The sequence below is a fragment of the Kitasatospora sp. NPDC001539 genome, from assembly GCF_040298565.1.
In the GTDB taxonomy this organism is placed as follows: domain Bacteria; phylum Actinomycetota; class Actinomycetes; order Streptomycetales; family Streptomycetaceae; genus Kitasatospora.
Genome location: NZ_JBEPAK010000003.1, coordinates 88,313 through 102,702, shown reverse-complemented (window position 1 = coordinate 102,702; position 14,390 = coordinate 88,313). Strand labels below are relative to the sequence as shown.

Sequence of the window (14,390 nt, the reverse complement as noted above, 5' to 3'; positions counted from 1 at the left end):
GGTGCCGGGAGCACCGGCCCGCCGTCGCGTCCGTCCCACCGGGCCGGCTACGGCGCGTTCGGCGCGGTCGGTGGCGTCCCGGCCGGCTCCGGCTCCGGCTGCGACCAGGCGTGGCCGGCCGTGTCCGGCTGTCCCTGGTCGGCTGCTCCGGCCGTGGTCGGCTGGTCGGCCGTGGCCAGTTGTTCCGGCCGTGGTCGGCTCCCCCCGGGCGGGGCGGGCTCAGGAGCCCAGCGTGAAACCGATGACCGCGCCGCCGCCCTCCCGGTTCGCGGCGAACGCGGCCCCGCCGTGCGAGCGCGCCACCTCGGCCACGATGGCCAGACCGAGGCCCGAACCGGGCAGGCTGCGTGCGGCCGTGGCCCGGTAGAAGCGGTCGAAGACCCGGTCGAGATCGACCGTGTCGATGCCAGGACCCCGGTCGCGCACCTCGACCCGCCGGCCGCGCACCACCAGCTCGATCGGGGAGGTCCCGGCCGGGTCGAACTTGGCGGCGTTGTCCAGCAGATTGCCCACCGCGCGGGCCAGCGCGTCCGGGCGGGCGGTCACCACCGTGTCGTCCGCGTCGACCGTGATCGCCCGGTCGCTACGCCTGCGGGCCTGGGCGGCGGCCTCCCGGACCAGCTCCGCGAGCGCCACCTCGACGGGCTCCTCGTCCGCCTTGCGGTCCGCCGCGAGTGCCACCAGCTCGTCCACCAGCAGGGTCAACTCCCTTGCTTCCTCGGCGAGGTCGGCCATCAGAGCGGTGCGCTCGGCAGGCGGCAGCCGGTCCAGGCTGGGCAGCACCGAGAGGTTGGTGCGCAGGCTGGTCAGCGGGGTGCGCAGCTCGTGCCCGGCGTCCTGGACCAGACGGCGCTGGTTCTCCTTCGCGGTGGCGAGGCGCACCAGCATCCGGTGGAAGGCGCGGCCGAGCCGGCCCACCTCGTCCGATCCGGCGGCGGGCACCGGCACGTCCAACCGGCCGCTGGCGGCGACCCGTTCGGCCGCCTCGGTGAGCCGCACCAGTCGACCGGTGATCCGCCGGGCGAGCAGCCAGCCGACCGCCCCCGCGATCAGCACGACGGCCAGCACCACCGACACCATCTGCTGCCGCAGCTTCGCCAACAACTGCTCGATGTCGCCGAGCCGCTGGACGATCTGGACGGCGCCCCGGCCCCCGCCCAGCGAGACCACGCCCACCCGGCAGGTCTCGCCGTCGAGGCGCCGGTCCTCGGTCACCGTCCGGCCGGGGACGTCGGCCCGGGCGAGCTGGCGGTCCTCCGCCGTCGGCGGGAGATCGAGGCGGGTGGTGCCCGCGAGGGGGACCCCGTCGGAGTCCAGGGCCTGGGCGGTGACCCGGATCGGGTGCAGCAACTGCTCGCTCAGCCCGCTGGGACCGTTGAAGTCCCCCGGGAACAGCTTCTCCCGCTGCACCTGGCTGCTCACCGCGCGCACGGCCGAACCGAAGTCGTCCGCCTCGTCGTCGAGGATCAGGCGGGCGGCGGCGTGGTAGCCGAGCGTGCCGATCACCACCGCGACCAGGGCGGCCATCGCGGCGAACGCGAGCGACAAGGTGGTGCGCAGACCCGGGCGGGGCAGCCGGTCGCTCAGCCGCGCGGGGCCGGTCACGGCTCGCGCAGCGTGTAGCCGACGCCGCGGACGGTGTGGATCAGCGGGACCAGGCCCGGGCGGTCGAGCTTGCGGCGCAGGTAGCCGATGAACACCGCGAGGTTCTTCGACCCGGGGCCGAAGTCGTAGCCCCAGATCCGCTCGTACAGGGTGGTCTGGTCGAGCACCGCACCGGCGTGCCGGGTCAGCAGCTCCAGCAGGTCGAACTCGGTGCGGGACAGCTCCAGTTCCTCCCCGGCGCGCCAGGCCCGCCGGGCGGCCGGCTCGACCCGCAGGTCGGCGACGGTCAGCACGTCCTCGGCCGGCCCGGGCGGGCGGCGGCGCAGCAGGGCGCGCAGGCGGGCGAACAGCTCGTCCACGTCGAAGGGTTTGACCAGGTAGTCGTCGGCCCCGGCGTCCAGTCCGGCGATGCGGTCGGGCACCTCGACCCTGGCGGTGAGCATCAGCACCGGGGTGCGGTCGCCGGTCGCGCGCAGTCGGCGGCAGACCTCCAGGCCGTCGGGCTGGGGCATCATCACGTCGAGCACCAGGACGTCCGGGCGCTGCTCCGCGAGCACCGCGAGGGTCTGGGTGCCGTCCGCCGCGATCCGCACCCGGTAGCCCTCCAGTGTCAGGGCGCGGGAGAGCGAGTCGCGGATGGCGCGGTCGTCCTCGGCGATCAGCACGGTGTGAGTCATGCGGGGATTCTCCCTGGCGTGCCCACGGCAGGGGAGGGCGGGGCGCGGGATTTCCCGGACCGGGTGGGTTCCGCGCGCTGCTTCGTGGGCGTACGGTGGCCACACGGTGGCGCGCCGCCGGGTGGGCCGCCGGATCCGTGTCGGCACGCCCCGCCGGAGGCCGAGATGGCAGACCGGATGGCTTTCCTCACCACCCCGCGCGCGGAGCGGGCGCGGCGGGACGCACGGGAACGGCTGGCGGACCGGCGGGAGGTGTACCGGCCGGGGGCGCTGCTGCCGGTCGTGGGCGGACAGGCCGGGCGGTGCATGGACTGCGGGCTGCCGTTCTGCCACGCCGCCTGTCCGCTCGGGAACCTGGTTCCCGACTGGAACGCGCTGGTGGCGGCCGGGGACTGGCAGGCGGCGGCCGCGCGGCTGCTGGCGACCAACAACTTCCCGGAGTTCACCGGACGGCTCTGCCCGGCACCGTGCGAGAGCGCCTGCGTGCTGGCGATCGACGGGGCCGCGGTGACGATCAAGAACATCGAGCTGGCGATCGCCGACCGGGCCTGGGAGGAGGGCTGGGACCGGCCGCACCCGCCGGAGCGGCGCGGCCGGGAACTGCGCGTCGCGGTGGTCGGCTCGGGCCCGGCCGGCCTGGCCGCCGCCCAGCAGCTGACCCGCGCCGGGTACGCCACGACCGTGTTCGAGCGGGCCGACCGCCCGGGCGGGCTGCTGCGCTACGGGATCCCGCCGTTCCGGCTGGAGAAGCACCGGCTGGAGCGGCGGCTGGGCCAACTGCGGGCCGAGGGGACGGAGTTCCGCACCGGGGTGCGGGTGGGATCGGACGTCACCGGTGAGGAACTGCGGGCCCGGTACGACGCGGTGGTGGTCGCGGTGGGCGCGACGGCGGCCCGGGAGCTGGCGGTGCCCGGCGCCCGGCTGCCCGGGGTGCACTCCGCGATGGAGTACCTGACCTGGGCGAACCGGGTGGACGAGGGCGACTGCACGGACCCGCCGTTGACCGCCGAGGGGAGCGAGGTGGTGATCGTCGGTGGCGGGGACACCGCGGCCGACTGCCTCGGGACGGCGCTGCGTCAGCGCGCGGCCTCCGTCACCCAGCTGGACATCAACCCGCGTCCGCCGGAGCGCCGTGCGGCCGGGCAGCCCTGGCCGGTCCACCCCAAGGTGTACCGGGAGACCACCTCGCACGAGGAAGCGGGGGCGGACTGCCGGGTGTTCGGGGCGGCCACCGTCGGCTTCGAGCCGGGTCCGGAAGGGCGGCTGGCGGGCGTGCGCTTCGCCGAGGCCGTGCCGGGGGAGCGCGGGGTCCGGCCGGGTGGTGGGCGGAGCTCGCCGGGTGCTGGGCGGGGTGCGTCGGGCGCCTCGCCGTCCGGGGCCGGCGCCTCGCGGACCGTGCCCAGCACCGAGCCGACCGTGCCCGGCACCGAGCGGACTGTGCCCGGCGCCTCGCGGACCGTGCCCGGCGCCTCGCGGACCGTGCCCGGTACCGAGCCGACCGTGCCCGGCACCGAGCGGACCGTACGGGCGCAGCTCGCGCTGCTCGCCCTGGGCTTCGCCGGGCCGGAGCCGGACCAGCCCCTGTTCCCCCAACTCGGGCTCACCGTCGGCCTGGACGGCACGCTGGAGCGGGACGACGGGTACCGCACCGCGGTGGAGGGCGTGTTCGTCGCCGGGGACGCCGGGCGCGGCCAGTCGTTGATCGTCTGGGCGATCGCGGAGGGCCGGTCGGCGGCCGCGGCGGTGGACCGCTACCTGCGCGGGAGCACCGAACTCCCGTCGCCGGTCAGCGCCTCGGCGCGGGCGCTCACGCTGTGAGGGCGCGGGCGCCGGCGCCGGACGGCCGGGTGCTCAGCCGAGGCCGAGGACGGAGAGCGCGGTGGTCCAGTCGGTCGCGATGGCCCGCTGGGCGGGCACCAGGTCCACCTGGTGGTTGCAGACGGCCCGGTAGAGCTTGTATTCGACGCTGTCCTTGTCGGTGGAGGCCTGGCTGTCCGGGCCGACGGCGTAGCGGGGCTCGGGCCAGAGGTTGCGCGGGTCGGTGGGGTGACCGCCGAGCGACAGCGGGATGAAGTGGTCCTCCTCGTAGTCCGCCGTGTTGGTGTCGGCGTAGCCGTACTGGGCGATCTGCTGGACCTTCAGGCGGTTGGTGTAGCTGGTGGACGGGCGGATCGAGGTGCTGTACCCGCCGACGCAGATGGTGTCGTCGATGGTGTCCTGGGTGACGTCCGGGTTGGTGGCGCCGGGGGTGCAGACCGGGTCGGGCAGCGGGAGGTAGGACTGCGAGCAGGTCGCGGCGAGGGCGGCGCGGGTGTGCGGGGCCGTGGCGGCGTGCGCGCCGGCGGTGGCGGTGGCGGCGTGTGCGGTGCCGGCGGTGGTGAGCGCCGCCGCGGTGAGCACGGCGGTCGCGAGGGCGGGGGCGATGCGGTGGGCGCGAAGCATGGGGAGCTCCCTGGCACGGGCCCGGCACGGGCGTGCCGGGGCGGTGTGTCCATGTCACCACCGGCGGGTCTATGCGAGTAGACCGGGTTCGGTGAACAGCTGCCGAAGCGTCAGTCCCCTTAATGGGGAAAGTGTTCGCTTGACGCCGCGACGGATGACGGTGACGGTGGTGACGGCTCCGGGTGGGAGCACGGCGACAGCGTGCGGGCGGATGGTGCCGGGGCCTCGTCAGCGGCGCGTGGAGCGGCGGAGGAACACGTCCGTGGCCGTGTTGGTGTCCCCGGGGGTGAGGGTGCCGTCCTCCGAGCTGAACACCGCCGTCGTGCCGTGGGCGTCGACGTACGGACCGAACGAGGCGCCGGGGCTCTGCGAGCCGTCGTCCGAGAGGCTGACGCGCTCGGTGCGGCCGGTCCGCAGGTCGCGCCGGAACACGTCGGAGACGCCGTTGGTGTCGCCGGGCACCAGGTTCTCGGCCGTGGAGTCGAAGTACAGCCAGCGGCCGTCCGCGGTCAGCCGGCCGTCGGAGGAGTCGCCGGTGGTCTTCGTCCCCGGCAGGCCGGCGCTCACCAGGGTCTCGGTGCCCTCCTCCAGATCGCGGAGGTACACCTCGAAGTGCCGGTCCCACCCGCTGTCGCCGTGCTGGACCAAGGCGGAGTAGACGACGTACCGGCCGTCCGGACCGAGCGACGGGTAGTCCGCCCCTCGGGCGCCGCCCTTGTCGTCGGTGCTGGCCACCCTCGTCTCCTCGGCGCGCAGGTCCCGGACGTACAGCGGGTACAGGCGCGGTTTCAGGATCCGGGGCCGGGCATCGGCTCGGAACGAGTCCCGGAAGAACTGCTCGTCCGACTCCCGGCCGGCCTCGGCGGTCAGCTCGGCGGCGGCCTCCGGGGAGAGGGCGCCGGGCTGGTCCGGGGCGGTAAGGTTGGTCGCCTTGGAGACGAAGGCGACGGAGCCGCCGTCGGCGCTGATCACGGGCGAGGCGGACGAACCGTTCGCCTCCTTGCCGTCCGCGCCGATGCTCACCAGGCTGTTCCCGCCGGTCCAGAGGTCGTGGACGTAGATGTTGCCGCCCTGCCAGGTGACCGTGCCGGGGGCCAGGTCGGTGCGGTTGGACTGGAAGGCGATGTAGCGGCCGTCCCGGCTGAGCGACGGGTGGCCGGAGAGCCGGTCGGTCTGCGGAGTGCCGGAGGCCGGTCGGCCCTGCGGCGTGTCAGGGGTCCGGCCGTGCGGACGTCCCGGGGCCTGGTTGCCCGGCCTGTCGGGGTCCTGGCCGACGGAGACGAGCGTGGTCCTGCCCGTCCAGCGGTCGTGGACGTAGACGTCCTCGAAGCCCAGGTTCGCGCCCGGCACCAGGTTGGTGGCGCCGGAACTGAAGGCGACGTAGCGGCCGTTGCCACTGATCGCGGCCTCGAAGGAGTCCCCGTTCGCCTGGGCGCCGTCCGGCCCGGTGTCGACCCGCTCGGTGCGGCCGGACCAGAGGTCGCGGACGAAGACGTCGGACTTGCCGTTGGTGTCGCCGGGCACCAGGTTGGTGGCGCTGGAGGTGAAGACGGCGTAGCGGCCGTCGGCGCTCAGACCGCCGGCGAACGAGGCGCCGTCGGGCTGCGACCCGCCGATGCCGGAGGACACCCGCTCGGTGCCCGGGCCACGGTGCGGGTCCGCCTGGGCCGACTGCGTGGTGGTGAGCGCGAGCGCGGCGGCCGCGCCGAGCGCACAGACGGCGCGCAGCAGGCGTGCGGGGCTCGGAGCGGGGCGCCGTTCCGGCTGCCGTGCGGGCTGCCGTTCCGACTGCCACGCCGGCTGTCGTTCCGACTGCCACGCTGGCTGTCGTTCTGACTGCCGCTCGGGGCGCCGGGCGGGGCGACCGGACGGGTGGGCGGTGGTGGACGTGCGGGTCATCGGTCCCTCCCCTGGGAACGGCCGGACCGCCCCGACGGTGACGCCTCGTGGCGTCGAGTGACGGTTCGTCGCACTCCCCGGCAGCCGGCTCGGAACGAGCCAACCGCCGGGCGGGGCGGGCGGTCAATGGCGGTTGGCTGGGAGGGGCGGTTTCGCGTCAGGGGAAGACGGAGCGGGCCGCCGTGGTCGGTGCCGGGCGACGGTGGGGCGCTGGACCGAGCCGCCGCTACCCGTGCGGCGGCAGCGGCTTCGGAGGCTCGGTCGGCCGCCGTGTCGACGCGCCGACGCGTCCGAACCGCGCGTCAGCTCTCCTCGGAGGCGTCCGTCCCGTCGTTGATCCGGAAGGAGACGACGTCGACCTCGTCGGTCCCCGCCAGATCCGGGTAGTGGCCCTTGAGGCCTTCCCTGAGCTCGGCTGCGGTCGTCAGCCCCTCGGCTCGGGCGTCGTCGTCGGTGAGGTCGTCGACCAGGCAATGCCTGATGCCGGTCACCTCCGCCGACAGGACGACCTCGGGGTCGCTCTCGAACACCAACCGTGCCGGCCCGAGTCGTGCCGGGTCCCGGAAGCGGGTGGTTCCGGTCTTGGCGCCGGAGCGGACGGCCTCGAGGTAGCGGGGGTTGAACCGGATGATCGGCGGGCCGGCTGTCTCCGGGTCCTGGTAGAGCGAGGGGTCGAGACCGTTCATGCCCGCCTCCGCGGTCCATCGCTGAGCCAGCGGCATCAGGTCGGCGGCGAGTACGGACCGCAGCCCCTCGGGCGTGGGCACGATGACACGCATCGTGGGGTAGTAGTCGACGAAGACCTGTCGATCGCGCCCGCACGGGCCGATGACCCCGCGCCCGTGGTTGCCCACGGCAACGATGCAGCGCGGCTGGCGCATGCCCTGGGCTCGCGCGGCTCCCAGAGCCACGAGTTCGGCGCAGGGTCCGCCGGTGAAGTGGTGGAGATTCACGCCGGCGAACATCCGGTAGTCGGCGCCCATGACCGCGGCGCCCACCGTGTGGACCCCGTCTTCGTCGGGCCCCGCGTCCGTGTGCGCGTCGATGGTGCGGCGCGCCAGTTCCACGAGCTCACGCTCGTCGTCATCGAGGGCTCGAGCAGATGGCGGGACGTACACCTTGCGACCTTCCCTTCCGTCAGCAGTCGCCCAAGATCATTCCATGCTGCGCAGGTGGGCTCCATGGGATTTCGGCTCGCCGCGCCCGGACGCACGCAGTGGTCGGGCGGGCGGAGTGGCGCACCGCGGCGGCTGGCCGTGGTCACGAATGGCGATCGGTGGGCGAAGTACCCCCCACGTTCCAGCGCTCGGGAGGCGCGACGACGGCACGCATGTCGTCGCTGCGGCGGACGATCGCGCGGATCAGCGCGAGGACGGCGGAGTAGTACTCGACAAGGCTGCCGGTGTAGCCGCCGTCGGCCCGACCAGGGCCAGCGTGTGATGCGCCTCAGCTCGGAAGGCCGAGGGTCACTGGCTATTGCTGGGGCCTGTCCCGGTCGTGCCAGGATGCTCGACATGTCTGCTCGTGCACTGAGCTTCGGCGCGATCGCCGAAGCCTACGAAAGGTTCCGGCCGGGGTACCCCGATGAGCTCTTCGACTTGGTGATGGCGTATGCGGGCCGACCGGTTCGGACCGCCTTGGAGATCGGTGCAGGGACAGGCAAAGCTACCCGTCTGTTCGCGGCGCACGGGGTCATGGTGACAGCTACGGACCCGGACGCTGCCATGCTTGCCGAACTGAGCAAGACCGTGCCTGCGAACGTGACGACCGTGCGGGCCGTGTTCGAAGACCTGCGGCCAAGCGAACCATACGGGTTGGTCTATGCGGCGGCTGCCCTGCATTGGACACGCCCGGAGGGGCGATGGTCCAGGGTGGCGGCGCTCCTTGAACCGGAGGGTGTGTTCGCTTCATGCGGTGGGCCGGTCCAGCTGGCTGACCCAGCTCTCGAGGAGGCGGTGCGTGCTGCCCGGGCGCCGTTCCTGGAAAGCGAGGAGTTCCCCTCTCCCGACGGAACCGGTCCGGACGAGGAGATGCAGTGGCCGGGTACGGAACTGCAACGGTCTCAGCTGTTCCGTGACGTTCAGCAGGTCGTCATCGAGCGGCGCTTGGCGATGCGCTCTGCTGACTACCTTGGTTACCTGTCGACCGTCTCGGCCTATCTCCAGCTGCCGCAATCGACGCGCCAGCAGGCGTATGACGCGATCACGCGGGTCCTGCCCGAGACAGTCGAGGTCGCTGCCGACATCACTGTCCATCTCGCACGCCGGCGACCCGAGTAGGGTGACTTCAGCCTGGCACTCACCGCAGTCAGCCGAGACTGTCACTCCCGTTCGAGTGACACTCAAGATCGGAAGAGCAGAGCGGTCACTGAGCTCGCGCGGTTGACCCGTCTAGCTGGTCGGCCGAGGCGACTTCGGGTCAGGAGTGCCTGCTGCTTCCTGGGCGGCCATCACCTCGTCGCCGTACTCGAAGGCCCAGGCGCCGACGGCGTCGATGGGTGCCAGCAACGTCCGGCCCAGAGCGGTGAGTCGGTACTCGACCCGTGTGGGTGCTTCGGGGTCCGCCAGCCGGTCGACCAGTCCGTTGAACTGCAGTCGGCGCAGGGTCTCGGTGAGGACCTTGGAGCTGATGCCACCGATCCGCTCCCGTAGCTCGACCGGGCGCCTCGGGCCGTCGCGCAGTGCCCAGAGCACCACGGCGTTCCAGGTGTTGGAGAGCAGGTCGAAGGCGAGGCGGGCGCGGCAGTCGGCGAGGAAGGTGTCTGTCGTCACGTACCACATGGTGCCCGAACCGCCGTCTAGCGTCGGTGTGAACGATCGGAACAGGCGCGGAGAGGGAACGTGTGATGAGGATCGGCGTGCTGGGGACGGGCAACATGGCTGACGCGCTCGCCACCCACTGGGTGCGGGCCGGGCACCAGGTGACCATCGGGGGGCGGGACGCTCACAAGGCGGAGCGGCTCGCGGCGCGCATCGGAGGTGGCGTGAAGCCCGCCGGCCTGCGCGCGGCGGCGGAGTTCGGTCAGGAGGTGGTGTTGGCCGCGCTGCCCTTCGGGGTGGGGGTGGAGGTGGCGCGGGATCTGCACGAGGCCCTGGAGGGCAAGGTGCTGATCGACTGCTCGAACCCGGTCGGACCGGGCTTCCGGCTGCTGACGGAAGGGGGCCCCTCGGCCGCGCAGCAACTGGCTGCGGCGGCGCCGGGAGCCCACGTGGTCAAGGCGTTCAACCTCTGCCACGAGGACGTGTGGCGCATGCGGCCGCCGGTCTTCGACGGGCGCCCACTGGCCGTGCCGGTCTGCGGGGACGACGCGACTGCCCTCGCGCGGGTACGGGAGTTGGTGCGCGACGTGGGCTGCGAGCCCGTGGCCGGCGGCGGTCTCGAACGTGCGGGACTTCTGGAAGCGACCGCCGCGCTGTTCATCGCCCTGTGGGTCGGCGAGGGAGCGGACGCGCAGGCGATCGCACCTCCGCTGGCCTATGCGGCCGGACCGAGCCACGGGGAGGCAGAAGGCGGGGCGGGGTCTTCCCGCTCCTCAGGTTGAACTCGCATGCCATTGAGCAGTAGCACCGGCAGGCGGCCCCGTCCTCTACTGCGCAGCGCGACGACCGCTTGTGCGCGGTCCGGAACGGTCCCGGGTTCTCGGTGGTCCGCTCGCTGGCGCGCGCGGTCCGGGTCGAGCCGTTGATGCCGGCCGATCCGGTCCTGCGTCGCGTCACTGATCGCCAACTGAGCCCGACGCGTCCGATCAACGGCTCGGCGCCGTGGGGAGGCGCGCTTTAGGGCGGTCGCGGCGGCAGGTGGCGGCCCGCGCGTGGGCGGGGCGCATCCGGCAGGGGTGGTGGGGCAGGGGGAGCGGGGGTGCTTCCGCGGTTCATGCGGTGGCGTCCTGGGCCGGCGTCTGTCGGCCGTGCCCTTCGTTCGACCGGTGGTCGCGTCGGTCGTAGCGCCAGAGCGCCGGGAGTGCGGCGGACAGGACGGCGCTGCTGCCCAGGCAGAGCAGGCCGCCGGTGCGCAGCGCGGCCCGGACGCCCTGGCGGGCGGCGAGTCCGCCCGCCCGCAGGTCGCCGAGCGCGGGTCCGGCGGAGCCGATCAGCATCTCCAGCCCGGCGGCGCGGCCTCGGAGTTCGTCCGGAATGGACTGGTTCCAGATGGCGCCGCGGAAGGTGTCGCCGACCCAGTGGGCGGCGCCCGTGAGGACCAGGCAGAGCAACACGGCCCACAGGCCTGGCGCGAAGGCGGCCGCAGCGGTGGCCGCGCCGACCACGGCTGCGGAGAGCAGGACCAGCCGTCCGTGCCGGTGCACCCGCTCGGTCCAGCCGCCGGTGGCAGCCGCGATCAGGCTGCCGGTGGCGGTGGCCGAGTAGAGCGGCCCGAGCGCCCAGAGCGAGTCCAGCTTCTGCGCCAGGAAGGGGAAGAGTGCGGTCGGCAGGGCGAACACGGTGGCCGCCAGGTCGGCCAGGTAGGTGCCGACCAGGTCGGGGCGCCGCGCCGCGTACCGGACGCCGTCGGTGAACTCCCGCAGACGGGGAGTCTCGGCGTCGCGCTCCGAGGGGACCGGCCGGACCTGGGCGAGCAGGGCGATCGACAGCAGGAAGGTGGCGAGGTCGAGCAGGTACGCCGCCGGCACCCCGGCGGTCGCGATCAGCAGTCCGGCGGCGGCCGGCCCGGCGACACCGCCGATGCTCCAGCGCAGCGAGAGCAGCACCCCGGCCGCGACCAACTGGTCGTGCGGCACCAACCGGGGGACCATCGCCTCGACCGAGGGCTGTTGCAGGCCGTGGACCGCCGCTGTCAGCCCTGCGGCGAGGTAGAGCGGCCAGACGGCGGGCGCGCCGAGCAGCGCGTTGACCAGCAGCAGGGCGCTGAGCCCGGCCAGTGCGACTTCGGTCAGCAGGACGACGGTGCGGCGGTCGGCGCGGTCGGCGAGTACGCCGCCGTAGAGGCCGAAGAGGACGGTGGGCACGAGCTCGACCGCGCCGACCGCGCCCACGGCGAGCGGCGAGTGGGTGAGCTCCGCGATCTGCAAGGGGATCGCCGTCATGGTGAAGATCGAGCCGAGCAGGGTGACCGCACCGGAGGTCCAGGTCAACCGGAAGTCCCGGGACGATCGCCAGGGGGCGGTGTTCGGCAGCAGTCGGGACCGGAGTCGGTCCGTTCCTGAGGTCATGAAAGGGGTGGTCCCTTCGTGGCGGTCGCGTCGTCGGCGTCCTTGGGCGGGGGGCGGGGGGCGGGGGCCGTGGGCCCGGGGTGGGGTGCGGGGCGGGCGTCCGTGTTCGTCCTTATCGCTGATAAGCGGCGGGTTCGGAACTTATCGGCGATAAGGTGGGCCTCGCAAGCGAATTCCGGGAGGCCGATCGATGGCGCTGCGACGCGAGGACGTGGTGCGCACCGCGCTGCGCGTGCTCAACGAGGAGGGCATCGACGGGCTCACCACCCGCCGGCTGGCCCGCGAGATCGGTGTGCAATCACCCGCGCTCTACTGGCACTTCAAGAACAAGCGGGAGTTGCTCGACCTGATGGCCGAGGCGATGCTCGCCGAGGCGCTCCCGGCCGATCGCACTCCCGAAGCGGAGCACTGGCCCGACTGGATCGCCGCCGACGCCCGGGCCAAGCGCCGCGCCCTGCTGGCCTACCGCGACGGCGCCCGGGTGCACGCCGGGACCCTGCCGACGGACGACGAACTCCCGGCCGTCGAAGCGCAGTTGAGTGCGCTGTGCAAAGCCGGGCTGAGACCGCGCACCGCACTGCGGCTGCTGCTGACCGTCGATCGGTACATCATGGGCTGGGTCACCGAGGAGCAGGCCTGGCGGCAGGACGCCGCCGACCGCGCCCGACCGCCCTTCCCTGACGAGGCGTTGCGCGAGCTGCCGCTGCTGAGCGAGGCGGTCGACGTACTGCGGATGACCGACCACGACGCCGACTTCGAGTACGGGCTGCGCGTGCTGATCGAGGGCTTCCGGGTCGAGATCGCGCGCGAGGCCGGGGAGGGGCAGGCGGAACCCGGTGCAGCGGCGGCCGGCGCTGACGGGCATGAGCTAGCGTGAGCGCCATGACCACCCTCGATCCCCGCAGCACGGCTCTGGTCCTGATCGACCTGATGGACCGGATCGTCGCCAACCCGCTCGCACCCCGCACCGGTCCGGAGGTGGTGGTCTCCTCGCTGGACCTCGCCCGGGCCTTCCGCGCGGCCGGTGCCCCCGTCATCGCCGTGCGGGTCGAGCGGCCCGGTGTCGCTGAGCAGCCGCCCGGCAGCGAACTGCTGGCCGAGGTCGCGGCGGCTGCCGACGAGGTGGTGGTGAAGCGCACCATCGGCGCTTTCCAGGGCACCGGGCTGCACGAACTCCTCCAGGCCCGGGGCGTGGAGACGCTGGTGTTCACCGGAATCGCCACCAACCTGGGCGTGGAGTCCAGCGCCCGGGCGGCGGCCGACCACGGGTACCGGCTGGTGTTCGTCGAGGACGCGATGACCGCCCTGACGGAGGCGGAGCACAAGGCCTCCGTGGAACTCGACTTCCCGCGCCTGGGCGAGGTCGTGGCGGCGGCCGACCTGCGCCTGGGCTAGAGGCGTTCCGGGCGGGTCCGGGCCCGAACGGGCTGGTTGAGCTGACGGTCGATCTCAGTTGGGGTGGCGTAGCTCGGCTGGCGGGCGTGTGCTGGCCGATCCGGTGAAGCGACCCGGGTGCGGCGACCCGGTGGAGCGACCCGGTGAGGCGGGCGGCTCACCGGGTCGGTTGGCTGGAGGTCGGCGGACTGAGGGCGCCCGCTGGTGAGAACGGCGCTGATCCGGTCGGATGCTAGGTGACCGGGAGGCCCGGATCAGCGGCCGCGGGAGGTTCGAAACCGGCCAGCATCTGTGCCAGTGCCGCCTGGTCAGGGCCCACGAAGGGCGATGCTCCCGCTGCGGACCCGAGCGTGTCGATCATCCGCTCGGTCATCCCGACCGCAGCCGGCAGGTGGGTCGACAGGACGAGCTCGGGTTCGCGGTCCCGCAGCAGGCGGAAGGTGTCGAGGAATCTCTTCGGATCGACGTTCTCGACCCAGGGGCTGTCCACACTGGCCCACAACAGCTGCGCCGCCCGGAGGTCCTCCGCTGGGACACCGGCGAGGTCCGGTCCCTCCGCGGTGTCCGCGGTGGGCATCGGGGCGCCGAAGCAGTCCGAGCTGAAGCAGACGCCGGTGAGGTCGTCGAAGAACCCGACGGTGGCGGGATTGTCGAACAGGGGCGGCCGGAACGCGCTGAGCGTGCGGTCGCCGACGTCGAGTGACTGGCCGGGGTTGAGCAGATGCACCCGGTTCAGCGGAAGCGGACGCTCACAGGACATGATCCCCACCGCGATGAAGGTGGTCACCACCTTCGCGTTCGGCGCCGCCTCCAGGAGCGTGTGGATTCCGCCGGTGTGGTCGCGGTCGGGGTGGGTGAGCCAGATCCAGCGCACATCTGCCGGATCGAGCGCCTCGGCGAGCGTGGACAAGAAGCTGCGGTCCGGCAACCCGAGGCCGGTGTCGACGACGACGGGTTGCTCCGCGTGGAGCACGAAGGCGTTGACGGGAATGTGGCCGATCCCCGGGACCTCGAGGCTGTCGCTGAGGACGCTGACATCGGGTCGGACTCGGTGGACGGACATGGGTGCTCTCCCTCCAGAGTGGGATCGCTCGCAGCCGTCGAAATCCACTGTAGACGCACGGTCGCGACCGGCCCAGTGCTCTGCGGCAGCTTCTTCCTTTCCGCTGGTTGGCGAACCCCGGGGCGTTCTCCGGGTGGGCGGC

Annotated in this window: 13 protein-coding genes; 5 read left to right on the top strand and 8 right to left on the bottom strand. The window is 73.2% G+C overall.

The genetic code is table 11. The features are described from left to right. Positions 1 to 219: 219 nt before the first annotated feature. On the bottom strand, positions 220 to 1,605 hold the full coding sequence (locus tag ABT247_RS01705) for a sensor histidine kinase (protein ID WP_350736275.1): 1,386 nt from the start codon (positions 1,603 to 1,605) through the stop codon (positions 220 to 222). Further along, a complete protein-coding gene (locus ABT247_RS01700; protein ID WP_350736272.1) occupies positions 1,602 to 2,282 on the bottom strand; it encodes a response regulator transcription factor in 681 nt (226 codons plus the stop codon). The genes ABT247_RS01705 and ABT247_RS01700 overlap by 4 nt, the downstream gene beginning before the upstream one ends. Before the next feature lie 165 nt (positions 2,283 to 2,447). Here ABT247_RS01700 and gltD point away from each other — a divergent pair, with 165 nt between their 5' ends. Continuing rightward, complete coding sequence (gene gltD / locus ABT247_RS01695) at positions 2,448 to 4,100, top strand: glutamate synthase small subunit (protein WP_350736269.1); 1,653 nt, start codon at positions 2,448 to 2,450, stop codon at positions 4,098 to 4,100. A 33-nt stretch (positions 4,101 to 4,133) separates the two neighbouring features. Here the strand turns inward: gltD and ABT247_RS01690 are convergent, their stop codons facing one another. The 3 genes from ABT247_RS01690 to ABT247_RS01680 form a co-directional block, all read right to left on the bottom strand. Next, complete coding sequence (locus ABT247_RS01690) at positions 4,134 to 4,724, bottom strand: hypothetical protein (protein ID WP_350736266.1); 591 nt, start codon at positions 4,722 to 4,724, stop codon at positions 4,134 to 4,136. A 228-nt stretch (positions 4,725 to 4,952) separates the two neighbouring features. Beyond that, positions 4,953 to 6,623 (bottom strand): hypothetical protein, encoded by a 1,671-nt coding sequence (locus tag ABT247_RS01685; RefSeq protein WP_350736263.1) that lies wholly within the window; start codon positions 6,621 to 6,623, stop codon positions 4,953 to 4,955. A gap of 302 nt (positions 6,624 to 6,925) precedes the next feature. Next, the gene (locus ABT247_RS01680; protein ID WP_350736260.1) at positions 6,926 to 7,690 is read right to left on the bottom strand and encodes an ASCH domain-containing protein; all 765 of its coding nucleotides are present in this window, start codon (positions 7,688 to 7,690) and stop codon (positions 6,926 to 6,928) included. A 447-nt stretch (positions 7,691 to 8,137) separates the two neighbouring features. Between ABT247_RS01680 and ABT247_RS01675 the strand changes: the two genes are divergently transcribed. After that, positions 8,138 to 8,902 (top strand): class I SAM-dependent methyltransferase, encoded by a 765-nt coding sequence (locus ABT247_RS01675; protein WP_350736257.1) that lies wholly within the window; start codon positions 8,138 to 8,140, stop codon positions 8,900 to 8,902. Between the two features lie 111 nt (positions 8,903 to 9,013). Here the strand turns inward: ABT247_RS01675 and ABT247_RS01670 are convergent, their stop codons facing one another. Further along, positions 9,014 to 9,394, bottom strand: a complete 381-nt coding sequence (locus ABT247_RS01670) for a winged helix-turn-helix transcriptional regulator (RefSeq protein WP_350736255.1) — start codon at positions 9,392 to 9,394, stop codon at positions 9,014 to 9,016. A 74-nt stretch (positions 9,395 to 9,468) separates the two neighbouring features. Here ABT247_RS01670 and ABT247_RS01665 point away from each other — a divergent pair, with 74 nt between their 5' ends. Continuing rightward, a complete protein-coding gene (locus tag ABT247_RS01665) occupies positions 9,469 to 10,164 on the top strand; it encodes an NADPH-dependent F420 reductase (RefSeq protein ID WP_350736252.1) in 696 nt (231 codons plus the stop codon). A gap of 330 nt (positions 10,165 to 10,494) precedes the next feature. On the opposite strand, the gene ABT247_RS01660 is transcribed toward ABT247_RS01665, so the two are convergent. Beyond that, positions 10,495 to 11,790 (bottom strand): MFS transporter, encoded by a 1,296-nt coding sequence (locus ABT247_RS01660; RefSeq protein WP_350736249.1) that lies wholly within the window; start codon positions 11,788 to 11,790, stop codon positions 10,495 to 10,497. A 190-nt stretch (positions 11,791 to 11,980) separates the two neighbouring features. Between ABT247_RS01660 and ABT247_RS01655 the strand changes: the two genes are divergently transcribed. Both ABT247_RS01655 and ABT247_RS01650 read left to right on the top strand, forming a co-directional pair. After that, on the top strand, positions 11,981 to 12,667 hold the full coding sequence (locus ABT247_RS01655) for a TetR/AcrR family transcriptional regulator C-terminal domain-containing protein (RefSeq protein WP_350736246.1): 687 nt from the start codon (positions 11,981 to 11,983) through the stop codon (positions 12,665 to 12,667). A gap of 5 nt (positions 12,668 to 12,672) precedes the next feature. Then, positions 12,673 to 13,185, top strand: coding sequence for an isochorismatase family protein (locus tag ABT247_RS01650; RefSeq protein ID WP_350736243.1), 513 nt, complete (start codon positions 12,673 to 12,675; stop codon positions 13,183 to 13,185). 232 nt (positions 13,186 to 13,417) lie between these two features. On the opposite strand, the gene ABT247_RS01645 is transcribed toward ABT247_RS01650, so the two are convergent. Then, positions 13,418 to 14,296, bottom strand: coding sequence for an MBL fold metallo-hydrolase (locus tag ABT247_RS01645; RefSeq protein WP_502892360.1), 879 nt, complete (start codon positions 14,294 to 14,296; stop codon positions 13,418 to 13,420). Positions 14,297 to 14,390: the final 94 nt, after the last annotated feature.